The sequence below is a fragment of the Pseudomonas furukawaii genome, assembly GCF_002355475.1.
GTDB lineage: Bacteria > Pseudomonadota > Gammaproteobacteria > Pseudomonadales > Pseudomonadaceae > Metapseudomonas > Metapseudomonas furukawaii.
On record NZ_AP014862.1, the window covers coordinates 385,465 to 410,209 of the forward strand.

The 24,745-nt window shown below is 66.7% G+C and carries 20 protein-coding genes; 6 read left to right on the top strand and 14 right to left on the bottom strand.

All coding sequences use genetic code 11. From position 1 onward, the window contains the following. Nucleotides 1-296: 296 nt before the first annotated feature. The 6 genes from betI to choX form a co-directional block, all read right to left on the bottom strand. Entirely contained in the window at nt 297-890 is a 594-nt protein-coding gene (gene betI, locus KF707C_RS01775) for a transcriptional regulator BetI (protein ID WP_003455447.1), read from the bottom strand. Between the two features lie 186 nt (nt 891-1,076). Beyond that, the gene (locus tag KF707C_RS01780) at nt 1,077-1,934 is read right to left on the bottom strand and encodes a glycine betaine ABC transporter substrate-binding protein (RefSeq protein WP_003455445.1); all 858 of its coding nucleotides are present in this window, start codon (nt 1,932-1,934) and stop codon (nt 1,077-1,079) included. Nucleotides 1,935-2,080: 146 nt separating this feature from the next. Further along, nucleotides 2,081-3,025, bottom strand: coding sequence for a choline ABC transporter substrate-binding protein (locus KF707C_RS01785; protein ID WP_003455439.1), 945 nt, complete (start codon nt 3,023-3,025; stop codon nt 2,081-2,083). Nucleotides 3,026-3,059: 34 nt separating this feature from the next. Beyond that, nucleotides 3,060-3,944: an ABC transporter permease gene (locus KF707C_RS01790; RefSeq protein WP_003455437.1), complete on the bottom strand. Its 885-nt coding sequence runs from the start codon at nt 3,942-3,944 to the stop codon at nt 3,060-3,062. Between the two features lie 2 nt (nt 3,945-3,946). Then, a complete protein-coding gene (locus KF707C_RS01795) occupies nt 3,947-5,143 on the bottom strand; it encodes a quaternary amine ABC transporter ATP-binding protein (protein ID WP_003455434.1) in 1,197 nt (398 codons plus the stop codon). Between the two features lie 416 nt (nt 5,144-5,559). Beyond that, a complete protein-coding gene (gene choX / locus KF707C_RS01800) occupies nt 5,560-6,516 on the bottom strand; it encodes a choline ABC transporter substrate-binding protein (protein ID WP_003455432.1) in 957 nt (318 codons plus the stop codon). 306 nt (nt 6,517-6,822) lie between these two features. On the opposite strand from choX, the gene KF707C_RS01805 reads away from it, so the two are divergent. After that, on the top strand, nt 6,823-8,199 hold the full coding sequence (locus KF707C_RS01805) for an L-serine ammonia-lyase (RefSeq protein ID WP_003455420.1): 1,377 nt from the start codon (nt 6,823-6,825) through the stop codon (nt 8,197-8,199). Between the two features lie 396 nt (nt 8,200-8,595). Then, nucleotides 8,596-9,699, top strand: a complete 1,104-nt coding sequence (gbdR, locus tag KF707C_RS01810) for a choline metabolism transcriptional regulator GbdR (RefSeq protein ID WP_003455418.1) — start codon at nt 8,596-8,598, stop codon at nt 9,697-9,699. A 110-nt stretch (nt 9,700-9,809) separates the two neighbouring features. Here the strand turns inward: gbdR and KF707C_RS01815 are convergent, their stop codons facing one another. From KF707C_RS01815 to KF707C_RS01845, 7 genes are all read right to left on the bottom strand, one after another. After that, the gene (locus tag KF707C_RS01815; protein WP_003455416.1) at nt 9,810-10,055 is read right to left on the bottom strand and encodes a hypothetical protein; all 246 of its coding nucleotides are present in this window, start codon (nt 10,053-10,055) and stop codon (nt 9,810-9,812) included. Nucleotides 10,056-10,084: 29 nt separating this feature from the next. Next, nucleotides 10,085-10,864, bottom strand: a complete 780-nt coding sequence (etfB, locus tag KF707C_RS01820) for an electron transfer flavoprotein subunit beta (RefSeq protein WP_003455414.1) — start codon at nt 10,862-10,864, stop codon at nt 10,085-10,087. After that, nucleotides 10,854-12,086: an electron transfer flavoprotein subunit alpha gene (gene etfA / locus KF707C_RS01825; protein WP_003455412.1), complete on the bottom strand. Its 1,233-nt coding sequence runs from the start codon at nt 12,084-12,086 to the stop codon at nt 10,854-10,856. Before etfA ends, etfB begins: the two co-directional genes overlap by 11 nt. A gap of 70 nt (nt 12,087-12,156) precedes the next feature. Further along, nucleotides 12,157-14,115: a dimethylglycine demethylation protein DgcB gene (gene dgcB / locus KF707C_RS01830; protein ID WP_003455410.1), complete on the bottom strand. Its 1,959-nt coding sequence runs from the start codon at nt 14,113-14,115 to the stop codon at nt 12,157-12,159. 166 nt (nt 14,116-14,281) lie between these two features. After that, a complete protein-coding gene (gene dgcA, locus KF707C_RS01835) occupies nt 14,282-16,342 on the bottom strand; it encodes a dimethylglycine demethylation protein DgcA (protein ID WP_003455408.1) in 2,061 nt (686 codons plus the stop codon). 15 nt (nt 16,343-16,357) lie between these two features. After that, on the bottom strand, nt 16,358-16,888 hold the full coding sequence (locus tag KF707C_RS01840; RefSeq protein ID WP_003455406.1) for a DUF5943 domain-containing protein: 531 nt from the start codon (nt 16,886-16,888) through the stop codon (nt 16,358-16,360). Between the two features lie 152 nt (nt 16,889-17,040). Continuing rightward, on the bottom strand, nt 17,041-18,018 hold the full coding sequence (locus KF707C_RS01845; protein ID WP_003455404.1) for a dipeptidase: 978 nt from the start codon (nt 18,016-18,018) through the stop codon (nt 17,041-17,043). A gap of 440 nt (nt 18,019-18,458) precedes the next feature. Here KF707C_RS01845 and KF707C_RS01850 point away from each other — a divergent pair, with 440 nt between their 5' ends. Genes KF707C_RS01850 through KF707C_RS01865 form a run of 4 tightly spaced genes read left to right on the top strand, consistent with a single transcriptional unit; the run spans nt 18,459 to nt 23,582 of the window. Further along, nucleotides 18,459-18,941: a formate dehydrogenase subunit gamma gene (locus KF707C_RS01850; protein ID WP_003455399.1), complete on the top strand. Its 483-nt coding sequence runs from the start codon at nt 18,459-18,461 to the stop codon at nt 18,939-18,941. Continuing rightward, nucleotides 18,935-20,491 (top strand): formate dehydrogenase beta subunit, encoded by a 1,557-nt coding sequence (locus KF707C_RS01855; protein ID WP_003455398.1) that lies wholly within the window; start codon nt 18,935-18,937, stop codon nt 20,489-20,491. Before KF707C_RS01850 ends, KF707C_RS01855 begins: the two co-directional genes overlap by 7 nt. Further along, a complete protein-coding gene (gene fdhF / locus KF707C_RS01860; RefSeq protein WP_003455396.1) occupies nt 20,488-23,364 on the top strand; it encodes a formate dehydrogenase subunit alpha in 2,877 nt (958 codons plus the stop codon). The genes KF707C_RS01855 and fdhF overlap by 4 nt, the downstream gene beginning before the upstream one ends. After that, nucleotides 23,361-23,582, top strand: coding sequence for a formate dehydrogenase subunit delta (locus KF707C_RS01865; protein ID WP_003455395.1), 222 nt, complete (start codon nt 23,361-23,363; stop codon nt 23,580-23,582). The genes fdhF and KF707C_RS01865 overlap by 4 nt, the downstream gene beginning before the upstream one ends. Nucleotides 23,583-23,701: 119 nt before the next feature. On the opposite strand, the gene KF707C_RS01870 is transcribed toward KF707C_RS01865, so the two are convergent. Further along, a complete protein-coding gene (locus tag KF707C_RS01870; protein ID WP_003455393.1) occupies nt 23,702-24,670 on the bottom strand; it encodes a GlxA family transcriptional regulator in 969 nt (322 codons plus the stop codon). Nucleotides 24,671-24,745 lie beyond the last annotated feature (75 nt).

Here is a 24,745-nt window from a genome sequence, read left to right on the forward strand (position 1 = left end):
GGTGGCCGAGCGGCATGGATGCCGCGAGAGGCACGCGGGGCCATGGATGGCCCCTCGTGCCGGGCCCCCGGAGCGACGATGCAGGGAGGGAACCCGGCGTAGCCGGGCCGGATGCAGGGGCAAGTTTTTTGGTTCCTTTTCAACGATTGGAAAAGGGACTCGCCTGGGAAGGCGAAACAGAAACCTTCAGCCCACAGGGTAATGAGCTGGGCGCCCACGAGATCTCACACAAGATTGCCAATCCCGCTTGAGCACTCCCCTTCGCCGATGATCCGGGAAGACCCTTCTGTTGGGGCTCAGGCCTCGGCCTTGTCCAGCTGCTGGTCCAGGTAGTCGAAGGCGATCTGCAGGGCCTGCTGGATATTGAAGGCGTCCCCGGACAGGGCGCCGCGCAACCAGAGGCCGTCGATCAGCGCGGCCAGGCCCCGGGCGGCGATGCGCGCCTGGTCCTGGGGCAGGGCGCGGCGCAGCTCGCAGCAGAGGTTGGAGTAGAGCCGGTGGTCGTTGATCCGCTGCAGGCGGCGCAGGGACGGCTGGTGCATGCTCGCCGCCCAGAAGGCCAGCCAGGTCTTCATGGCCGCGCCGCTGACCTGGCTGTCGTCGAAGTTGCCTTCGACGATGGCCCGCAGGTGCGCGCGGGGGCTGTCGTCCCGCAGGGCCGCGCGGCGCTTGCGTACGGCACCGCTGAGGGCCGACATCAGGTGGCGCATGGTGGCTTCGAGCAGGCCGTTCTTGTCCTGGAAGTAGTGGCTGATGATGCCGTTGGAAACGCCGGCGACACGGGCGATGTAAGCGATGCTGGCATCGGCCAGGCCTACCTGGTCGACGGCTTCGAGCGTGGCCTGGATCAATTGCGAGCGGCGGATCGGCTGCATTCCGACCTTGGGCATCGGGTATTTCCACCATCTTGTGCGGGAATCGGGAGCGCGCAGTCTAGGGGGAACAGGATTGATCGATCAATCAACCCTTGCACGGCCGTGCCCGGCGGGCGGCTCCGGGGAGGCTGGCGCCAGCCGAAATGGAAAGCCCCCGCAGGCGCTGGCCGGCGGGGGCTTTCAGGGGGAAGGTGGTGCGGCTTACTTCAGCCACTCCTCCACGCGCTGCGGGTTCTTGGCGATCCAGTCCTTGGCGGCGGCTTCCGGCTTGGCGCCTTCGCGGATGGCCAGCATCACGGCGCCGACTTCCTCGCCGGACCAGGAGAACTTCTTCAGGAAGGCGGTGGCTTCGGGAGCCTTGGCTTCCAGGCCGGGGTTCACGACGGTGTCGACGTGCTCGTCATCGCCGAAGACCTTCTTCGGGTCTTCGAGGAAGCGCAGTTTCCACTTGGCGAACATCCAGTGCGGGATCCAGCCGGTCACCACGATGGGCTTCTGGGCCTTCTCGGCACGGGTCAGGGCGGTGGCCATGGCCGGGCCGGAGCTGGGCATCAGCTTGATATCGAGGTTGTACTGCTTGATGGCGTCCTCGGTGCGGCGCATCACGCCGGCGCCGGCGTCGATGCCGGTGATCTTGCCGTCGAAGTCGGCCTTGTAGGTATTCAGGTCCTCGATGGATTTGGCCTGCACGTAGTCAGGCACGATCAGGCCGATCTTGGCGCCGGTGTAGTTGGAACCCAGCACCACGACCTTGTCCTTGAGCTTGGCGTAGTACTCGCCGTGGGTGGCTGGCAGCCAGGCGGAGAGGGTGGCATCCAGGTCGCCCCGGGCTACGCCCTGCCACATGATGGCCGGCTCGACGGGCTTCAGCTCGATGCCGTAGCCGAGCTTTTCCTTGAGGATTTCGCCGGCCACGTAGCTGGCGGCGACGCTGTCGTCCCAGCCATTGACGAAGCCGATCTTCAGGGTGGGTTTATCGGCGGCCTGGACCATGCCCATGCCGAGGGCCAGGGTGGCGACGCCGAGCGTCTTGAGACAAAGGGATTTCAACTTGCGCATACGTATTGCTCCATCAGGTGGGATTGGCAGCCAACTACGTGGTCGATGGCCCGTTCTAAAGCGGGGGTGCGACTGTGCCTCTCGTGGCCCGTTACCGGGCCACGATGGGCGTGATGCAAGGAAGCGGGCTCAGGGGAGCCCTGGGTTCAGAGGCCGAGGTGCTTCTTGACGGCCGCGGCGCCGTCCTGGCCGTCGAAGGTGGTGACGCCCGCCAGCCATTTGTCCAGCGCGGCGGGGTTGGCCTTGAGCCAGGTGGTGGCGACCTTCACCGGATCCTCTTTCTCGAGGATCTTCTCCATCAGCTGGCTTTCGATCTCGACGGTGAACTGCAGGTTGTTCAGCAGCTTGCCGACGTTGCCGCAGCGCGCCTCGTAATCCGGCGGCACCACGGTGTAGACCTTGGCGGCGCCGTAGTCCGGACCGAAGACATCATCCCCACCGGCCAGGTAGGTGATGTCGAACTGGGTGTTCATCGGGTGCGGCGCCCAGCCCAGGAACACCACCGGTTCCTTCTTCTTCACGGCGCGCTGGACCTGGACCAGCATGCCGGCTTCGGAGGATTCCACCATGCGGAACTCACCCAGGCCGAACTGGTTGCCCTTGATCATCTTGTCGATCAGCAGGTTGCCGTCGTTGCCCGGCTCGATGCCGTAGATCTTGCCGCCCAGTTGGTCCTTGAACTTGGCGATGTCCTGGAAGCTCTTCAGGCCCGACTCGGCGGCGTAGGTCGGCACCGCCAGGGTGTACTTGGCGCCTTCGAGGTTGGGGGTCGGCAGCACCTTCACGCCGTTGTCCTTGGTGAAGGGCTCGATCACCGCGTCCATGGAGGGCGCCCAGTAGCCGAGGAAGACGTCGATCTGCTTGTTCTTCACGCCGGTGAAGGCGATGGGAACCGAGGCCATGATCTTGCGCGGGGTATAACCCAGCCCCTCGGTGAGCACCATGGCGACGCCCGTGGTCGCGGCGATGTCCGCCCAGCCGATTTCGGCGAAGCGCACCTGCTTGCAGCTCTGCGGTTCCTGGGCCCAGGCACCCTGGGCCAGTGCGCAGGCCAGCAGGCCCAGCGCTGCGACTTTCTTGATTTTCTTCATTAAGCGACTCCCTGACAGTGAAGGTGAAGCGTTCTTATTGCGCTTGCTGCCGCTGCAATCTGGCGCCGAGCCGGCCGAACATGCGACCCCGGGACGCCTGGCGGGTGCCGAAGCTCTCGGTGATGCGGTCGAGGATGATCGCCAGCAGTACCACCGCCATGCCGCTCTCGAAGCCCAGGCCGATGTCCAGGCGCTGGATACTGGCGAGCACGTCGTTACCCAGGCCACCGGCGCCCACCATCGAGGCGATGATCACCATGGACAGCGCCATCATGATGGTCTGGTTCACGCCGGCCATGATGGACGGCATGGCATTGGGCAGCTGCACCTTGTATAGCAGCTGCCAACCGGTGCAGCCGAAGGATTGCCCGGCCTCGACGATTTCCTTGTTCACCTGGCGGATGCCGAGGGCGGTCAGGCGCACCGCCGGGGGCATGGCGAAGATCACGGTGGCGATGATGCCGGGGACCCGGCCCAGGCCGAACAGCATGGCGGCCGGGATCAGGTAGACGAACGCCGGCATGGTCTGCATGAAGTCCAGGATCGGGCGGATGACGACGGCCACGCGCTCGCTCTTGGCGGCCCAGATCCCCAGGGGAATCCCCAGCAGCAGGCTGATCAGGGTGGAGGAGAAGGTCAGGCCGAGGGTGACCACGGTCTGCTCCCAGAAGCCCGTGAGCACGATGAGTATCAGGGAGGCGGCGGTGAACAGGGCGAACTTCACCCCGATGCGCCACAGGCCGAGGCCGACGAAGACCGCGATCAGCACCCAGGCCGGCGGCCACATGAGGAAGCGTTCGATCAGCTCGGAGAAGCCGCTGACCACCTGGCCGACACTTTCGAAGGCACCGCTGTAGTTGTCCAGAAGGTGCTGGACGACATCGTTGACCCAGCTACCCAGATCCAGTTTCTCGCTCATCGTCATTCTCCCCGCAGGCGGCTCAGCAGGCGGCCCTTGCTGATGGCGCCGCTGTAGCGGCCACTCTGGTCGACCACCGGGATCGGCCCTTCATTGATCACCAGGCGCTGGATGACGCTGTCCAGAGGCAGGTCTTCCGGTACCGGGTCGATGTGCTTGAGCAGGTCCTGCTCCAGCTCCAGGGTACGGCCGCCCTCCACCAGCAGGGCGATCTTCTCCAGGCTGATGGAGCCACGGAAGTTGTTCTTCTCGTCGACGATGAAGGCGTAGTGCTTGTCCATCGCCAGCAGCTTCTGGCACACGGCCTGGGCGTCGGGCGCCCTGCCGTTGTGCACGAACAGCGGAACGCTGTCGGACTTCAGCTGGCCGGCGGTGAGGTAGCGGCTGGTGTCGACGGTGTTGAAGAAGTTGCGGACGTAGTCGTTGGCGGGGTTTTCGATGATCTCCTGGGGCGTGCCCACCTGGATCAGCTTGCCGCCTTCCATGATGCCGATGCGCGAGCCGATGCGCATGGCTTCCTCGATGTCGTGGGACACGAAGATGATGGTGCGGCTGTGCTTCTTCTGGAGGTCCAGCAGCACGTCCTGCATCTCGCGGCGCTTGAGCGGGTCGAGGGCGGAGAAGGCCTCGTCCATGATGATCATCGAGGGGTCCACGGCCAGGGCGCGGGCCAGGCCCACACGCTGCTGCATGCCACCCGACAGCTCATGGGGGTACTTGTGGGCGAAGCTGGCCAGGCCGACCTGCTCCAGCACTTCCATGGCGCGCTTCTCGCGCTCCTTCTTGCCCTTGCCGGCCACTTCCAGGCCGAACGCGGCGTTGTCCAGCACGCTGCGCGAAGGCATCAGGGCGAAGGACTGGAACACCATGCTCATGTCGCGGCGGCGCAGGTCGATCAATTGCGACTTGGGCAGCTTGGCGACGTTCTGGCCGTCGATGAAGACATCGCCGGCGGTGGGTTCGATCAGGCGGTTGATCAGGCGGATCAGGGTGGACTTGCCAGAGCCCGACAGCCCCATCAGCACGAAGATCTCACCTTCGTTGACGCTGAAGGACACATCGCTGACGCCGATCACGGCGCCCCGCTCGGCGAGGATCTTTTCCTTGCTCCAGCCTTGCTTGAGTAAATCGATTGCTTCTTGTGGTTGTTGCCCGAAAACCTTGTAAAGGTTTTGAACCACGATCTTTCCAGACTGCATGGGATAGTTCCCCTTCAGTAGACATCCAGGTCAGCTACACGGAGCCAGATCGGGCGCTCGACGACGCCCAGCCTGGTGATGCCGACTGTCTTGCCTGTGTGGATAACAATGTTTCGAGAACCTGACAGCCCTCTGGCAGTGCTACGAAACCCATTCCCTGGGCGGGTTCTGCACCTCGACCGGAGGTGCGCGTACTTCCGAAATTTCTTATTAGGCCAGCCTCGACTCGGGGGGAGGCTGCCGCTTGTGTTATTCGGTCCGGGGCGGAGTGCCCACGGTCTGTCGATCCACGGGAACCGACAGCGACGAAATCGGGTGTCTCAACGATAAAGCCTTGAGGCCTTGGCAATTGTCGGTTTGCGACGTTCATATGTTGGGTGGCGACATGGCCAGTGGATATCGCGGAATGGCCCCCGTCAGCGCGTGTCGGCCTGGACGAGGGTCGCCGGTAGCGCACCGCCATCGCGGGCGGTGACGCCTTCGAGCCAGCGGGCGAGGGTGTCGGGATTGGCCTGCAACCAGGCCTTGGCCTCGCGTCTGCGGTTGGTGCTGCTATTGAGTATGGCCTCCATCAGGTGGTTCTCCATGGCCAGGCTGAACTTCAGGTTCGCCAGCAGCCGGCCGAGGTTCGGGCACTCCCGGGTCAGCCCCTTGCGCACGTTGGTATGGACGGTGGCGCCGCCATAGTCGGGGCCGAACCAGTCGTCCCCGCCGGCCAGGTAATGCAGCTTCAACTGGTTGTTCATCGGGTGTGGTTCCCAACCGAGGAAGACCGCCCATTGGCCCAGGTGGTCGGCGCGCTTGACCTGGGACAGCATGCCGTTCTCGCTGGACTCCATCAGCTTGAACCCGCCGAGGTCGAAGGCGTCGCTCTCGATCATCTTCAGGATCAGCTTGTTGCCGTCGTTGCCCGGCTCGATGCCGAAGATCCGTCCGCCCAACTGCTCGCGGTGGCGGGCCAGGTCGGCGAAGGTCCTGACTCCGCCGTCCCAGGCCGCCTGGTTCACCGCGAGGCTGTACTTGGCGCCGGTTAGGTTGGCCCCCAGGCTCTCCACCGTGCCGTTCTCCAGATAGGGGCGGATGTCGTTCTCCATGCTCGGCATCCAGTTGCCGAGGAACACGTCGACCCGGCCTTCGCTCATCGCCTTGTAGGTGTCCGGGACCGACAGGCGCTTCACCTTGGTGATGTAGCCCAGTTCGCTGAGCACATGCCGGGTCACGGCCGTGGTGACGGTGATGTCGCTCCAGCCGACGTCGGCGAAATGCACGGTGCCGCAGCGTTCGGGGTCGGCGGCGGCCAGGCTGGCCTGGCTGGTGAAAAGGGCAGTGGCCAGCAGCGCGGCCGCCAGGGAGAGGGCGGTAGGTCGGGTCATGGCGAGGGTCCATCCACGGCAGGTCGTTGTATCGTTCTCCGGACGTGCGTGGCTGTCGGACTGCGGCAGGCCTCGCCTCCCCGGCGCGCCGGGATGATGCGGGGCTTGGGCTTTCCCTGGCTACCGACCCGGTCGCAGGCAGAATGTATCTGTCGCGGGCGATGCGTGGAACCGGGTGGCGCGTTGGGGGATTCGATCGCGTTGGCCAGGGCGTGTTTGGGCACGAACAGGTCGGTTGGGGACGTTCCGCGATTGCTGAAATGCCGATGATGGTGCGCAAGTGCGGCCCCTACCGGAGTTCTACCCGTGGCAATCAGCGTATTCGACCTGTTCAAGATCGGCATCGGCCCGTCCAGCTCCCACACCGTGGGCCCCATGCGGGCGGCGGCGTTGTTCGCCACGGCCCTGCGCGAGCGCGGCCTGCTGGAGCTGGTGCAACGGGTGGAGGTGCGGCTCTACGGTTCGCTGTCCGCCACCGGTGTCGGACACGGCACCGACCGCGCCACCCTGGTGGGGCTGATGGGCGAATGGCCGGACCAGGTGGACCCGAAACAGATCGGCCCGCGCATCGAGGCGCTCAAGGCCAGTGGCCAACTCCTGCTGGATGGCCGCCACGCCGTGGCGTTCGACTGGAACCGCGACCTGCTCCTGCTGGAAGAAAACCTGCCCTATCACCCCAACGCCATGACCCTGGTGGCCGAGGGCGATGCCGGCGAGCTGCACCGCGACACCTATTACTCCATCGGCGGCGGTTTCGTCGTCGACGAGACCCAGGCCCGCTCCGGCCAACTGGACCAGGACAGCACCGAGCTGCCCTACGACTTCTCCAGCGGCGAAGAGCTGCTGCAACTCTGTCGTCGCCACGGCCTGCGGGTCTCCGAGCTGATGATGGAGAACGAGAAGGCCTGGCGCAGCGAGGCGGAGATCCGCGCGGGGCTGCTCAAGCTCTGGGACGCCATGCAGGAGTGCGTGGCCAATGGCCTGGGCCAGGAGGGCATCCTGCCGGGCGGGCTGAACGTGCGCCGCCGCGCGGCGAAGCTGCACCGCAGCCTGCAGGAGCTGGGCAAGCCCAACGTGATCGGCTCCACCATGAGCGCCATGGAGTGGGTGAACCTCTATGCCCTGGCGGTGAACGAGGAGAATGCCGCAGGCGGACGCATGGTGACGGCGCCCACCAATGGCGCGGCGGGAATCATCCCGGCGGTGCTGCACTACTACATGCGCTTCAACCCGGAGGCCACGGAAGACGACGTGGTGGCCTACTTCCTGGGGGCGGCGGCGGTGGGCATCCTGTGCAAGAAGAATGCATCCATCTCGGGCGCCGAGGTGGGTTGCCAGGGCGAGGTCGGCTCGGCCTGCGCCATGGCGGCGGCGGGGCTGGCCGAGATCCTCGGCGCAACCCCGGCACAGCTGGAGAACGCGGCCGAGATCGGCCTCGAACACAACCTGGGGCTGACCTGCGACCCGGTGGGCGGACTGGTGCAGGTCCCCTGCATCGAACGCAACGCCATCGCGGCTGTGAAAGCGATCAACGCGGCGCAGATGGCGTTGCGCGGTGACGGCGAGCACTTCATCTCCCTGGACCGAGTGATCCGCACCATGCGCGACACCGGTGCCGACATGCACGACAAGTACAAGGAAACCTCCAGGGGCGGACTGGCGGTCAGCGCCATCGAGTGCTGACCCGTCCTGGCCCGGGGATGCCGCCGTCGCCCATTCATGGTGCAGTCGGCGGCGAAAACCGTTGTGACCAACGGGTCTAGACTGGAATTGTCCGTCTGTTACTGAAGGTATTGTCTTGCGCGACCCAGTGACATCCACCGACCCAGGCGGTGTCACCTAAGTCCCCAGCTCCCGCCAACGGCGGGCTTCGCGGGTCGCAATCAGAAAGATTCTGTCGCTCTCGCCTAGGCCCGCTGGCATGGGCTTTGGATGGAATCCCCTGTTTTTGATTGAACGACCAATCAAGTTAGGCACGACCTTTGCCTAGATTGAGTACTCCCCGGTCATCGCAGTACCGGGTCATAACAAAAAGCCTCCAAACGAGGCCCGCTCCGTGCCTAGCCTGAGGGTTCAGAAATGTCACAGTTCAACCAGGGGGCCCAGCCCCAGAACCGTGTTCCCCAGTCCATCGGTTTCCTGCTGCTGGACAACTTCACCCTGATTTCCCTGGCCTCTGCGGTGGAACCGCTGCGCATGGCCAACCACCTGTCGGGACGCGAACTCTATCGCTGGCACACGCTCAGCCAGGACGGTCGTCCGGTGAGTGCGAGCGACGGCCTGCAGATCACCCCGGACAGCGGCCTGGACAACGCCCCGTCCCTGGACGCGGTCATCGTCTGCGGCGGTGTGGATATCCAGCACAGCGTCGGTCGTGAGCACGTGCAATGGCTCCAGTCCCAGGCCCGCCAGGGCCGTCAGCTCGGCGCGGTGTGCACCGGCAGCTGGGCGCTGGCCAAGGCCGGCCTGCTCGATGGCTTCGAGTGCAGCGTGCACTGGGAGTGCCTTGCGGCGATGCAGGAGGCTTTCCCGCGCGCCGGCATCACCACCCGCCTGTTCTCCATCGACCGCAACCGCAACACCTCCTCCGGCGGCACCGCGCCCATGGACATGATGTTGCACCTGATCGCCCGTGAGCACGGCCGCGAGCTGGCCGCCGCCATCTCCGAGATGTTCATCTACGAACGTATCCGCAACGAGCAGGACCACCAGCGCGTGCCCCTCAAGCACATGCTCGGCACCAACCAGCCGAAGCTGCAGGAAATCGTCGCGCTGATGGAGGCCAACCTGGAGGAGCCCATCGACCTCGACGAACTGGCCTGCTACGTCGATGTGTCGCGTCGCCAGCTGGAGCGCCTGTTCCAGAAGTACCTGCACTGCTCGCCCTCGCGCTACTACCTGAAGCTGCGCCTGATCCGCGCCCGCCAACTGCTGAAGCAGACCGCCATGTCCATCATCGAGGTGGCCTCGGTGTGCGGCTTCGTCTCCACGCCGCACTTCTCCAAGTGCTACCGCGAGTACTTCGGCATTCCGCCGCGCGACGAGCGTGCCGGCCAGAACGCCAATGTGGTGGCGCTGATGCCGGTGCCGGACGAACTGGTGCGCAATGCGCCGTCCACGGCGGGCGTGGCCCTGACCCGTGCCCAGGGCGAGTCCACCTTCGCCAGCGTGCGAGTGGTCTGACGGGAAACGGTGGTGCGCATCGCGCTGCGCGCAGCGCACCCTGCGAAAGCATCCGATGCTGGAATGAAAAAGGCGCCAATGGCGCCTTTTTCATGTCCGCTCGAGAACCGTCAGCGTGGCACCAGGGCCGGCAGCAGGGTGCGGGAGATGGCTTCGCGTACGTTCGGCAGCAGGGTGGCGCTGCCGCCCAGCAGTTCTTCCACCAGGCGGCGCAGGGCGACCGCCCGCTCGGGGCTCAGGCCGGTCACGGCCTGCTCGCAGGCCTGCTCGGCGGTCACGCCGGGCGGGACGCTGATCCCAAGCGCCACCAGACGCTCACGAAAGTCTTCCTGGTCGATCAGATCGGCATGCATCATTGCGCTTTCCTCCCAATGGATGCCGCGCCTCAGCGCAGCACACCCTCTTCCAGCAGCAGTTTGAAGATCGCTTCGGCGCCCGCCTGGGGCGAGACATCCTTGAGCACCTGGCCGCCACCTCCGGACGCCTTGGCGGTGGCCGCCTTCATCCGTTCGGCGCCGGTCTTCGCCTTGATCACCTTGAGGCGCTTCGGGCGGGGGCGGGCCGGCTGCAGCTGGGCCTCGTTGAACAATACATCTTCGACCAGCTCCACGTCCTCGGCTTCGATGCGACCACGGCGCGCAGGGCCGAATGCGCTCTGCCGAGCGGTGGGTGCCGCATTGTCGACGCTGGCGAGGAAGGGCAGGCGCACCTTCAGGCGACGACGCTGGCCACGGGGCAGGGCTTGCAGCACCTGGGCCACGCCGTTGTCCACCTTCTCCACTTCCGCCAGGCCCACCACCAGGGGCCAGCCCAGGCGTTCGGCCAGCAGGTAGGGCAGCATGCCGGAGCCTTCGCCGGTCTCCGCCTGGCTGCCGGTCAGCACCAGCTGGGCGCCACTTTCCTGGAGGAAATCCCCGAGGGCGTGCAGGGCGTCGTCACGGGGGCCCTGTTCCAGGACGATCAGCTCATCCAGGCCCATGCCGAGGTAGCTCCGCAGGGCTTCTTCATGGGGGTCGCCGGCGTGGACCACGCGCAGGCGCGGTCCGGCCAGGCGCAGGCCCAGTTCCACGGCGCGGGCATCCTGGTCGGCGCGACGGGCGCGCCCGGACGTGGGGTGCGCGCCGATGGAGACCAGGCTGACGATCTTCAGTGCGTCATGCGGCATCGCGTGCCCCTCCCTGACGGTATTGGCTGGCCAGTTCGATCAGCGCGGCGAGTACCGCGCCGGAGTCGCCGATCACCGAGAGATCGGCGCGTTTGATCATGTCGCAACCCGGATCCATGTTGATCGCCACCACCTTGTCGCAGGCGCCGATGCCTTGCAGGTGCTGGATGGCGCCGGAGATGCCCACCGCCAGGTAGACCCGGGCGGTGACCCAGGTACCGGTAGCGCCCACCTGACGGTTGCGCGGCATGAAGCCATCGTCCACCGCCACGCGGGAGGCGCCTTCGGTGGCCCCCAGGGCGACGGCGGCCTGGTGGAACAGGTTCCAGTCCTTGACGCCGTTGCCGCCGGAGAGGATGAACTCCGCTTCGGCCATGGGAATCTGCGCCGGGTCCACGGCCACCGGGCCGAGGTCCTCGATGCGCGGCAGGCTGTGGGCGATCTTGGTGCTCAGGTCCAGTGCGCGGGCTTCGTGACGGGTCTCGCTGACCGGCTCGGCGCATTCGGCGGCGGCCAGGATCAGCCGGGGCACCTTGCGCACCAGGTCTTCGCGGCCCGCACCGGCACGACCGGTGGCCTGCTCGTTGGCGATCTGCCAGACACGGGTGGCCGGGCGCTCGCCCAGCTTCGCCGCCAGCCGACGGCCCAGTTCGCCACCGCCGGTGCGGCTGTCGGGGAGCAGCCAGTGGCGCGGTGCCAGCTGGGCCTCCACGGCGCTCAGGGCGAGCACGCGGGTCTCCGGGGCGTAGCCGTCGAAGGCGCCGCCGCCGATGCGCAGCAGGCGGTCCACGCCGGCGGTGTCGAAGGCGCTTTCCTTGTCCTCGCCAAACACCACGGCGACCACGGCGCCTTCGCTGCCGGCCAGCTTGTTGGCCAGGCCGAGCAGGTCCTTGTCATGGGCCGACAGGCGGCCGCCGACCATGTCGGGGACGACGCAGATGTAGAACGCCGGCTGCTCGATCAGGTGCAGCGGCAGCTGCACCACCTCGGTGGCGGCGCTGCGCTTGCCGGCGGCGCCCTGTTGGGTGCCGCTGCGGTCGATGCGCTTGATGCCGCTGGGGCCGATGAACCCGGCGGCGGTCACATGGGGGTTCTTGCGGACCAGGCCGTTGGGGCCCATCCAGCTCGCCTGTCCCTGGGTCTGCATGGCGGCATGCAGCGGATGCAGGCGGTTGCGGGCGATCCACTCGGCTCGCGGGTCGCGGCGGATGATGTCGCTCATGCGATGGACTCCTGGGCTGCACGGACAGCTCCCTCTCCCTGGGGGAGAAGGGAGGCGAACAATTCATTCATCACGCGACCTCCACGGCGGCTTTAGCCACCGACGGCTTTTTTGCGTCAACCGGCGCCTCGATCAGTACCTCGGCCACCAGCTCGGCGATGTCCTTGATCTCCGGGCGCGGGGCCACCACGCCTTCGAGCATCGCGGTGCACTGCGGGCAGCCCACGGCCACCAGCTCGGCGCCGGTTTCCTTGATGTCCACCATGCGCATGTCGGGAATCCGCTGCTTGCCGGGGATGTCGGTGATGGGGGCGCCGCCACCGCCGCCGCAGCAACGGGAGCGGAAGCCGGAGCGTTCCATTTCCTTCACTTCGATGCCGATGGCCTTGAGCACGGCGCGGGGCGCTTCGTACTCGCCGTTGTAGCGACCGAGGTAGCAGGGGTCGTGGTAGGTCACGCTGGCGGCCTTGCTCTGGCCGAGGTTCAGCGCGCCGGCGCGCACCAGCTCGTCGATGAAGGTGCTGTGGTGCAGGACCTGGTACTGGCCGCCCAGGGCGCCGTACTCGTTCTTCAGCACGTGGAAGCTGTGGGGATCGCAGCTGACGATGCGCTTGAAGCGGTACTTGGCCAGGGTGGCGATGTTGCGCTTGGCGAGGGTCTGGAAGGTGGCTTCGTCACCCAGGCGACGGGCCACGTCGCCGCTGTCGCGTTCTTCCAGGCCGAGGACGGCGAAGTCGACGTTGGCGGCCCTGAGCACCTTCACGAAGGCGCGCAGGGTGCGCTGGTTGCGCATGTCGAAGGCCCCGTCGCCGACCCAGAACAGCACATCCACCTGCTGCTTGTCGCTCATCAGCGGCAGGTTCAGGTCCGCCGCCCAGTTCAGGCGACCGCCGGGGGCGAAGCCGCCGGGGTTGTCGGTGGCGATGAGGTTTTCCAGCACTTCCGCGCCCTTGTTCGGCGTGGCGCCCTTCTCCAGGGTGAGATGGCGGCGCATGTCGACGATGGCGTCGACGTGCTCGATCATCATCGGGCACTCCTCGACGCAGGCGCGGCAGGTGGTGCAGGACCACAGGGTTTCGGCATCCACCAGCGCCTTGCCCTCCAGGGAGACGATGGGCTGGTGCGGCCCGCCGCTGTGTTCGCCCAGCGGCTTGCCGGGGTAGGGGCTGCCGGCGAAGGAGGCGTCATTGCCACCGGCCAGGCCGATGACCATGTCCTGGATCAGCTTCTTCGGGTTCAGGGGCTGGCCGGCGGCGAAGGCCGGGCACATGGCCTCGCACTTGCCGCACTGCACGCAGGCGTCGAAGCCGAGCAGCTGGTTCCAGGTGAAGTCGGTGGGTTTTTCCACGCCCAGGGGCGCGCTGGTATCGCTCAGGTCCAGGGCCTTGAGGCCGGTGGAACGGCCGCCGCCAAAGCGTTCGGCGCGGCGGTGCCAGGCCAGGTGCAGGGCGCCGGCGAAGGCGTGCTTCATCGGGCCGCCCCAGGTCATGCCGAAGAACAGCTCGGACACGCCCCAGGCCACGCCAATGGCCAGCAGGCCGGCGAGGAACCAGCCGCCGAAGCCTTCCGGCAGGATGCCCGCCACCGGCAGGGTGGCGATGAAGAAGCTCGCGGAGAACATCAGCAGGCTCTTCGGCAGGCGCATCCAGGGGCCTTTCGACAGGCGGGACGGCGGGTTGCGCCGGCGCTTGGCGACGAACAGGGCGCCGACGAACATCAGCGTCGTCGCCGCCAGCAGGGCGAATCCGAGGATCCGGCTGTGCAGCCCGAAGCCGTGCACCAGGATGGCCAGCAGCGCGGCGAGGACGAAACCGCCGGCGGTGGCCACGTGGGTCTTGGACATGTACTTGTCGCGCTCGACCACGTGGTGCAGGTCCACCAGGTAGCGGCGCGGCATCTTCAGGAGGCCGCCGATCCAGTCGACCTTCGACGGACGACCCCGGCGCCACATGAAGAAGCGCTTCGCGGCGCCCAGCACGGCGAGGCCGAGGGCGGCGAAGAGCAGGAGGGGAAGAAGGGTATTCAGCATTGCTGGTCTCCTTGCAGGGACCGAATGGGTAACTCCGAACCAGTTCCCTCTCCCCTGTGGGGAGAGGGTCAGGGAGAGGGGAAAACCGGGAGCGCAGGAGCCGCCGGATTACCCTCTCCCCCCGCCCTCTCCCGCAAGCGGGAGAGGGGGCCGTCCGTGTGTTGGCTTAGAAATCCTTGCACAGGCGCAGGGCGTCGTAGATCGCCGCGTGGACGTTACGCGGGGCGCCGCAATCGCCGATGCGGAACAGCAGGTAGCCGTCACCGGGCTGGCTCAGGCAGGGCTGCGGCTTGATGGCGAACAGGGCGTCGACATCGATCTGGCCCTTGTTGCGCGAGCCGTCCTTCAGGGCGTAGTACAGGCTTTCGTCCGGGCGTACGCCGTTCTCGATGACGATCTGGTCCACTACGCGCTCCTCGCGGGCGCCGGTGTACTCGTTCTCCAGCACCGCCACCACCTTGTCGCCCTCGCGGTAGACCTTTTCCAGCACCAGGTCGCCGGTCATGATCACTTCCTTCGGGTACAGGCTGCGGTAGTAGGTGGGGAAGGTGGTGCCGCCCATGGCGACGCCGGGCTTGATGTCATCGGTGACGATCTCCACCTGGGCACCCTTCTCCGACAGGTAATCCGCCGCCGACATGCCGCCGAACTCGCAGATGGTGTCGTATACCAGCACGTTCTTGCCGGGCTCGACCTTGCCTTCGAGAATGTCCCAGGCGCTGACCACCAGACCTTCGGCGGCGCCCCAGTGCTCGTTCTGCTCGATGAAGGGATGGCCGCCGTTGGCCAGCACCACGACATCGGGCTTGAGGTCGAGGATGGTGTCCGGGTCGGCGGCGGTGCCCAGCCGCAGGTCGACCTTCAGGCGTGCCAGCTCCAGCTGGTACCAGCGGGTGATGCCGGCGATCTGGTCGCGTTGCGGTGCCTTGGCGGCGAGGGTGATCTGGCCGCCGAGCTGGTCCTTCTTCTCGAACAGGGTGACGTCGTGACCGCGCTCGGCCGCGACGCGAGCCGCTTCCATGCCGGCCGGGCCGCCGCCCACCACCACCACCTTGCGTTTCACGCCGGTGGTCTTCTCGATGATGTGGGGCAGGCCCATGTACTCGCGGGTGGTGGCGGCGTTCTGGATGCACAGCACGTCCAGGCCCTGGTACTGGCGGTCGATGCAGTAGTTGGCGCCGACGCACTGCTTGATCTGGTCCACCTGGCCCATCTTGATCTTGGCGATCAGGTGCGGGTCGGCGATGTGGGCGCGGGTCATGCCCACCATGTCCACGTAGCCGCCTTCGAGGATGCGGGTGGCCTGGTTCGGGTCCTTGATGTTCTGCGCGTGCAGCACCGGGACGTTGACCACTTCCTTGATGCCGGCCGCCAGGTGCAGGAAGGGCTCCGGCGGGAAGCTCATGTTGGGGATCACGTTGGCCAGGGTGTTGTGGGTGTCGGCGCCGGAGCCGACCACGCCGATGAAGTCCAGCATCCCGGTGTCGCTGTAGTACTTGGCGATCTGCTTCATGTCCTCGTGGGACAGGCCGTCCGGGTGGAACTCGTCGCCGGAGATGCGCAGGCCGACGCAGAAGTCCGGGCCCACCTCGGCGCGCACCGCCTTGAGCACCTCCAGGCCGAACTTCATGCGGCCCTCGAAGGTGCCGCCCCATTCGTCGGTACGCTTGTTGACGCGCGGGCTCCAGAACTGGTCGATCATGTGCTGGTGCACGGCGGACAGCTCGACGCCGTCGAGGCCGCCGGCCTTGGCCCGGCGCGCGGCCTGGGCGAAGTCACCGATGACGCGCCAGATCTCTTCCACCTCGATGGTCTTGCAGGTGGCGCGGTGCACGGGCTCGCGGATGCCCGACGGCGACATCAGGGTCGGCCAGTTGAAACCGTCCCAGCGGGAGCGACGGCCCATGTGGGTAATCTGGATCATGATCTTGGCGCCATGCTTGTGCATGGCGTCGGCCAGGTTCTGGAAGTGCGGGATGATGCGGTCGGTGGACAGGTTCACCGAGCTCCACCACTCCTGGGGGCTGTCGCTGGAAACGACGGACGAGCCACCGCAGATCGCCAGGCCGATGCCGCCCTTGGCCTTCTCCTCGTAGTACTTCACGTAGCGCTCGGTGGTCATGCCGCCGTCGGTGGCGATCACCTCTGCGTGGGCGGTGGAGAGCACGCGGTTGCGGATGGTCAGCTTGCCGATCTGGATCGGCTGGAACATTGCTTCGAAAGCCATGGTGCGTGCTCCGACTTACAAGGGTTTGACGGTGAACAGGCCATCGTCGTGGCCTTCTTCCGAGCCGCTGTAGACCTGCTCGGCGACGGTACGAATGCTGCTGCCACGGGCCTGGAGGATCTGGTCCATGGCGCCGGCGAACCAGCCGGTGAACATGTAGTCCACCTTGCGGCCAACCTTGCCGTAGACGTAGACGAAGGCGGAGTGCTTGAGCTTGACGCTGGCGGTGCCCTTGTCGAGGTCGATGTCCTGGATCTGGAACAGGCCCCAGCCGCGCTGGGACAGGCGCTTCATGTAGTGCTCGAACACCGCGACGCCTTCCAGGCCGTGGCATTCTGCTTCCTTCTCGCACCAGTGCCAGGCGGACTTGTAGCCGGCCTTGTAGAGGATCTCGGCGTAGCGCTCCGGGCCCAGTTCGGCTTCGATGCCCATGTGGTTGTTGACGAAGAAGTGACGGGGCACGTAGAGCATCGGCAGGGCGTCGGTGGTCCAGACTCCGGTCTCGCTGTCGACTTCGATGGGCAGTTCAGGGGCGTGTTTGGCCATGTGGATAACTCCGAATTCGGTTGGGCCCGGCTGCGGGCCGAATTGACCCCCTCTCCCTTCGGGAGAGGGTTGGGGTGAGGGTTGATACGGGGCTCGGGGCCATGGCCCTCACCCCCAGGCCCCTCTCCCAGAGGGAGAGGGGAGCGGAGCGATCACTCGCCCCAGACGTCCTTCAGGACCCTTACCCAGTTCTCGCCCATGACCTTGCGCACGGTGCGCTCGGGCATGCCGCGTTTCAGCAGGGTCTCGGTCAGGTTGGGGAACTCGCCCACGGTGCGGATGCCCAGGGGGTTCACGATCTTGCCGAAGTTGGTCAGGCGGCGGGCGTAACCCTTGTCGTGGGTCAGCCACTCGAAGAAGTCCTTGCCGTGGCCCTGGGTGAAGTCGGTGCCGATGCCGATGGCGTCCTCGCCGACGATGTTCATCACGTATTCGATGGCTTCGGCGTAGTCGTCGATGGTGGAGTCGATGCCCTTGGCCAGGAAGGGCGCGAACATGGTCACGCCGACGAAGCCGCCGTGGTCGGCGATGAACTTCAGCTCTTCGTCGGACTTGTTGCGCGGGTGTTCCTTCAGGCCGGACGGCAGGCAGTGGGAGTAGCAGACCGGCTTCTTGGATTCGAGGATGACTTCTTCGGACGTCTTGGAGCCGACGTGGGACAGGTCGCACATGATGCCGACGCGGTTCATCTCGGCGACGATCTCGCGACCGAAGCCGGAGAGGCCGCCGTCACGCTCGTAGCAGCCGGTGCCGACCAGGTTCTGGGTGTTGTAGCACATCTGCACGATGCCCACGCCGAGCTGCTTGAACACCTCCACGTAGCCGATCTGGTCCTCGAACGCGTGGGCGTTCTGGAATCCGTAGAGGATGCCGGTCTTGCCCTGCTCCTTGGCCTTGCGGATGTCGGCGGTGGTGCGCACCGGGATCACCAGGTCGCTGTTCTCGCGGATCAGCTTGTTGCTGGCGGTGATGTTGTTCACCGTGGCCTGGAAACCTTCCCAAACGGACACGGTGCAGTTGGCGGCGGTCAGGCCCCCCTTGCGCATGTCCTCGAAGAGTTCGCGGTTCCATTTGGCGATGATCAGACCGTCGATGACGATGCTGTCGGCGTGCAGTTCGGCTGGGCTCATCAGGCTGTCCCCTGTTATCCACGCGCCGAATCGTCTGCCGGCGCTTTGAGGGGAGCATATCCCCGGGGGATTCGGCGGCATCGCGCAAAAGCGACCGGGGTATTGCCGAAAGCGTCAAGCCGGTCGCGGATGGGCAAGTCCGGTTCGGAAGGAGATCCACAGGTCCGTCCCTTACCAGTTTCCTGCTTCGACCGCCTATAAAGAAGGAAGGGGAAGCCCCATCACCCAAGGTCGGTTTCAGGATGCGAAGGGTCGCTGGGATGAAATTTCCGAATGACGACGATGGCAAGCTCCCCTAATGCCCCGGACCCGCGCGCAGACGCCCGGCCGGGGCGCCAGGGCGACATCCCCGGGCCACGCGCCGTGACGTGGCGGGACCGCCGCCAAGACCTCCAGGGCCGGACCGCCAGTGTCCGGCCTGCGAAGCAGAGGAACGCTGTATGCCTGATGAGTCGCTTCACCTGCCGCTTGTCCAGCGCGTGCTGGAACGCGAGAAGGACGCCCCCGGCGCCCTCCTGCCGATCCTCCACGCCATCCAGGACGGCGCCGGGTACATCCCCGATGTCGCCGTCCCTGAAATCGCCCATGCCCTCAACCTCAGCCTGGCCGAGGTGCGCGGGGTGATCAGCTTCTACCACGACTTCCGCACCACGCCGCCGGCGCGCCATACCCTGCGCCTGTGCCGCGCGGAGTCCTGCCAGAGCCTGGGCGCGGAGTCCCTGGCCGCGCAGCTGCGGGATCACCTGCAACTGGACGACCATGGCACCAGCGCCGATGGACGGATCAGCCTGCGGCCCGTCTATTGCCTTGGGGCCTGCGCCTGCTCGCCGGCCCTCGAACTGGATGGTCGCGTGCATGCGCGCGTCACCCCGGAGCGCCTGCAGGCGTTGCTGGAGGGTTGCCTGGAGGACGGGTCATGCTGAGGCTGTGCATCCCCTGTGATTCAGTGGCCCGCGCCGTGGGCGCCGATGCGGTGGCCGAGGCGCTGGTGGCCGAAGCCGGTCGTCGGCGTCTCGACGTCGAGGTCATGCGCACCAGTTCCCGTGGGCTCTACTGGCTGGAACCGCTGCTGGAACTGGACGGCCCCGACGGCCGGCTCGGCTTCGGCCCCGTGACGCCGGAGGACGTGCCGTCCCTGCTGGATGCCCTGGCCGGAGAGGGCGTCCACCCCCTGGCACTGGGGGCGGTGGAAGAGATTCCCTACCTGAAGAGCCAGCAACGCCTGCTCTTCGCCCGCGCCGGCATCACCCGGCCGCTTTCCCTTGAGGACTATCGGGCCCATGGCGGCTACGAAGGCCTGGCGCGCGCCATTGCCCTGAGCGGTGATGAGATCGTCGCCGCCGTGCTGGACTCCGGTCTGCGTGGCCGGGGCGGTGCGGCCTTCCCGGCCGGTATCAAGTGGCGCACCGTGCGCGGGGCCGTCGCTGAACAGAAATACGTGGTGTGCAACGCCGACGAAGGCGACTCCGGCACCTTCGCCGACCGCATGCAGATGGAAGGCGACCCCTTCCTGCTGATCGAGGGCATGACCATCGCCGGCCTCGCCGTTGGCGCGACCCTGGGCTACATCTACGTGCGCTCGGAGTACCCGCAGGCTGTGCAGACCCTGCGCGCGGCGCTGGAGATCGCGCGCGAAGCCGGTTACCTCGGCGGCGATGTGGCCGGTAGTGGCCGCGCCTTCGACCTGGAGGTGCGCGTGGGCGCCGGCGCCTACATCTGCGGCGAGGAAACCGCGCTGCTGGACTCCCTCGAAGGCAAGCGCGGCGTGGTCCGCGCCAAGCCACCGCTGCCGGCGCTGCAGGGCCTGTTCGGCCAGCCGACCCTGGTGCACAACGTGCTCACCCTGACCTCGGTGCCGACGATCCTCGCCCGTGGCGCGCAGTTCTACCGCGACTTCGGCATGGGCCGCTCCCTGGGCACCATGCCCTTCCAGCTGGCCGGCAACGTGCGCCACGGCGGCCTGGTGGAGCGGGCCTTCGGCCTGACCCTGCGGGAGCTGGTGGAAGGCTACGGCGGCGGAACGGCCAGTGGCCGGCCGCTCAAGGCCGCCCAGGTGGGCGGGCCGTTGGGCGCCTGGGTGCCACCGTCGCAGTTCGACACCCCGCTGGACTACGAGGCCTTCGCCGCCATGGGCGCGATGCTCGGCCACGGCGGTGTGGTGGTGGCTGACGACAGCCTCGACATGGCGCAGATGGCGCGCTTCGCCCTGCAGTTCTGTGCCGAGGAATCCTGCGGCAAGTGCACGCCCTGCCGGATCGGCTCGACCCGGGGCGTGGAAGTGGTGGACCGCCTGCTGGCGGCGCCCGATGCCGCCGCGCGGGACGAGCAGGTGATCCTGCTCAAGGACCTCTGCGACACCCTGACCTATGGCTCGCTCTGCGCCCTGGGCGGCATGACCGCCTACCCGGTGACCAGCGCACTCAAGCATTTCCCCGCCGACTTCGGTCTGGAGACCTCGGAGGCCGACCAATGATCAACCTCTTCGACCCCGCCAGCGACATCGACCTGGGCACGCCCGCCCGCGAGAGCGAGGTGCAGGTCAGCCTGAGCATCGACGGACGCGAGATCAGCGTTCCCGCCGGCACCTCGGTGATGCGTGCAGCGGCGCTGCTCGGCACCACCATCCCCAAGCTCTGCGCCACCGACAGCCTGGAGGCCTTCGGCTCCTGCCGCATGTGCCTGGTGGAAATCGACGGCATGCGCGGCTACCCGGCCTCCTGCACCACGCCGGTGAGCGAAGGCATGGTGGTCCATACCCAGACGCCCAAGCTCGCCACCCTGCGCCGCAACGTCATGGAGCTGTACATCTCCGACCACCCGCTGGACTGCCTGACCTGTTCCGCCAACGGCAACTGCGAACTGCAGACCGTGGCCGGCCAGGTGGGCCTGCGGGAAGTGCGCTACGGCTACGACGGCGCCAACCACCTGGATGAAGAGAAGGACGTCTCCAACCCCTACTTCGACTACGACCCGAGCAAGTGCATCGTCTGCAACCGCTGCGTGCGGGCCTGCGAGGAAACCCAGGGCACCTTCGCCCTGACCATCGAAGGGCGCGGCTTCGACTCCCGTGTGGCGGCGGCCGGTGGGGATAACTTCCTCGACTCCGAATGCGTCTCCTGCGGCGCCTGCGTGCAGGCCTGCCCCACCGCCACGCTGATGGAGAAAAGCGTGGTGGAGATGGGTCAGCCGGAGCGCAGCGTCATCACCACCTGCGCATACTGCGGTGTGGGCTGCTCATTCCGCGCCGAGATGAAGGGCAACGAGTTGGTGCGCATGGTCCCGGACAAGAACGGCCAGGCCAACCACGGCCACTCCTGCGTCAAGGGCCGTTTCGCCTTTGGCTACGCCACCCACCCGGACCGCATCACCAAACCGATGATCCGCAAGCACATCACCGACCCCTGGCAGGAAGTCAGCTGGGACGAGGCGGTGACCTATGCGGCCAGTGAATTCCGCCGCATCCAGCTCAAGTACGGGCGCGATTCCATCGGCGGCATCACCTCCAGCCGCTGCACCAACGAGGAGACCTACCTGGTGCAGAAGCTGGTGCGTGCCGGCTTCGGCAACAACAACGTCGACACCTGCGCCCGCGTCTGCCACTCGCCTACCGGCTACGGCCTCAAGCAGACCCTGGGCGAGTCCGCAGGGACCCAGAGCTTCGACTCGGTGATGCAGGCCGACGTCATCCTGGTGATCGGCGCCAACCCCACCGATGCCCACCCGGTGTTCGGCTCCCAGCTCAAGCGCCGGTTGCGCCAGGGCGCCCGGCTGATCGTCATCGACCCGCGCCGCATCGACCTGGTGGATTCGCCCCATGCCCGCGCCGAGCATCACCTGGCGCTGCGTCCCGGCACCAACGTGGCCATGCTCAACGCGCTGGCCCACGTGATAGTCACCGAGGGCCTGGTGAATCAGGACTTCGTGGACGCCCGCTGCGAGTCGGCCGACTTCGCCCGCTGGCGCGACTTCGTCGGCAAGCCGGAGAACTCCCCGGAAGCCCTGGGGCCGATCTGTGGGGTGGCGCCTGACGACATCCGCGCCGCCGCCCGGCTCTACGCCACCGGCGGCAACGCGGCCATCTACTACGGGCTCGGGGTCACCGAGCACAGCCAGGGCAGCACCGCGGTGATGGGCATCGCCAACCTTGCCATGGTCACCGGCAACATCGGCCGCGAAGGCGTCGGGGTGAACCCGCTGAGGGGCCAGAACAACGTCCAGGGCTCCTGCGACATGGGCTCCTTCCCCCATGAGCTGCCGGGCTACCGCCATGTCTCCAACGACAGCGTGCGCGCCCAGTTCGAGCAGGCCTGGGGCGTGACCCTGCAGCCGGACCCGGGCCTGCGCATCCCCAACATGTTCGAGGCGGCCCTGGGCGGTACCTTCAAGGCGCTCTACTGCCAGGGCGAGGACATCGCCCAGAGCGATCCCAACACCCAGCATGTGACGGCCGCGCTGTCGGCCATGGAGTGCGTGGTGGTGCAGGACATCTTCCTCAACGAAACCGCCAAGTTCGCCCACGTGTTCCTGCCGGGCAGCTCCTTCCTGGAGAAGGACGGCACCTTCACCAACGCCGAGCGGCGCATCTCCCGCGTGCGCAAGGTGATGGAGCCCCTGGGCGGCAAGGCCGACTGGGAAGCCACCCAACTGCTGGCCAACGCCCTCGGCTACAGGATGGACTACAAGCATCCGTCCGAGATCATGGACGAGATCGCCCGTCTGACGCCCACCTTCACCCGCGTCAGCTACGCCGAACTGGATCGCCACGGCAGCCTGCAGTGGCCCTGCAACGAGGCCGCGCCGGACGGCACCCCGACCATGCACATCGAGGAATTCGTGCGCGGCAAGGGGCGCTTCATGCTGACCGGCTACGTGCCCACCGAGGAGAAGGTGAACAGCCGCTACCCGCTGCTGCTGACCACCGGGCGCATCCTCAGCCAGTACAACGTCGGCGCCCAGACCCGTCGCACCGACAACGTCGCCTGGCACGAGGAGGACCGGTTGGAAATCCACCCCACCGACGCCGAGAGCCGGGGTATCCACGACGGCGACTGGGTAGGCGTGGGCAGCCGAGCCGGGCAGACCGTGCTGCGCGCGAAGGTCAGCGAGCGGGTGGCGCCCGGGGTGGTCTACACCACCTTCCACTTCCCCGAGTCGGGCGCCAACGTCATCACCACCGACAACTCCGACTGGGCCACCAACTGCCCGGAATACAAGGTCACGGCAGTGGAGGTGACCAAGGTATTCCAGCCCTCCGAATGGCAGAAACGCTATCAGGCGTTCAGTGACGAGCAGCGTCGACTCCTCATGGAGCGTCGCAGGACCGAAAGAGCCGAGGTACGCCGATGAGCACCGACAACCTGATCAAGATGGCCAACCAGATCGCCCAGTTCTTCGCCACCGAGCCTGACCGGGAGCAGGCGGTCAAGGGCGTGCAGCAACACCTGCAGAGCTTCTGGACACCGGCGATGCGCATCGAACTGATGGCCTGGCAGGTGGAGCACCACGGCGAATGCCTGCATCCCCTGGTGCAGGCGGCCCTGGCGGAGCAGGGCAGGGCGGTGTAACGCGGCAAGGGGCGGCGTTGCCGCCCTTTCGCGAATGAATTCGCTCCTACACGCACATCCCGGCTGCCTTTGGCCACGCAAGCAGCACCCTGGGATGGCGCTGAGCGCAGCGATGCCCATCAACCGGCGTCCTGGCCGGACTCCTGATCGGGGTGCTCGTGCCGGTCGCGGCTCGGGGTCGTAGCGAAGCGGCTGCGGTAGCAGCGCGAGAAGTAGCTGGAGGACTCGAAGCCGCAGGCCAGGGCGATCTCCAGCACCGCCATGTCGGTCTGGCGCAGCAGTTGCCGGGCCTTCTCCAGGCGCAGGCCGAGGTAGAAGCCGGTCGGCGTTTCATCGAGGTGCAGGCGGAACAGCCGCTCCAGCTGGCGTGGCGTCACGCCCACCCGCTCGGCCAGGGCCTGGGTGGTCAGGGGTGTTTCGCTGTGGCGCTCCATCTCGCCGATGACCTGCACCAGCTTCCTGTTGTGGACATTGAAGCGGCTGGCGATCTGCATCCGCTGATGGTCCTGGTGGGTGCGGATGCGTCCCAGCACGAACTGTTCCGACACTTGCAGCGCCAGGGCCTCGCCGTGCTGGCGGGCCATCAGGGTCAGCATCAGGTCGAGGCTGGCGGTGCCGCCGGCGCTGGTGATGCGGCGCCCGTCGATCTCGAAGAGCTCCTGGGTGACGCTGAGGGTCGGGTAGCGTTCGCGGAAGGCTTCGATGGCCTCCCAGTGCAGGGTCAGCCTTTGCCGCGTGAACAGCTCCGCCTCGGCCAGCACGAAGCTGCCGGTGTCGATGCCGCCCAGGCGCAGGCCATCGGCGTCAGCCCGGTTGAGCCAGTGGGACAGGCGTGGGCCGAAGCAGGCCAGCGGCTCGAATCCCGCCACCACCAGCAGGCACTCGCCCGTTGCCGGTGCGTCCAGGCCGCCCTCCACATTCAGCGACATGCCGTTGCTGCCCTGCACGGGGCCGCCGTCCAGGCTCAGCAGCCGCCAGTGGTACAAGCCGCCACGGAAACGGTTGGCTACCCGCAGGGGTTCCACCGCCGACATCAGGCCGATCATGGAGAAGCCCGGCAACAGGAGGAAGCTGAAGGTCTGGGACATGGTGGCGATCCGTGGTGGTTCAGGGCACTAAACGCCTTGCCGTTCGCCCACGCAAGCAAGGAGGTCGCTCCAGTT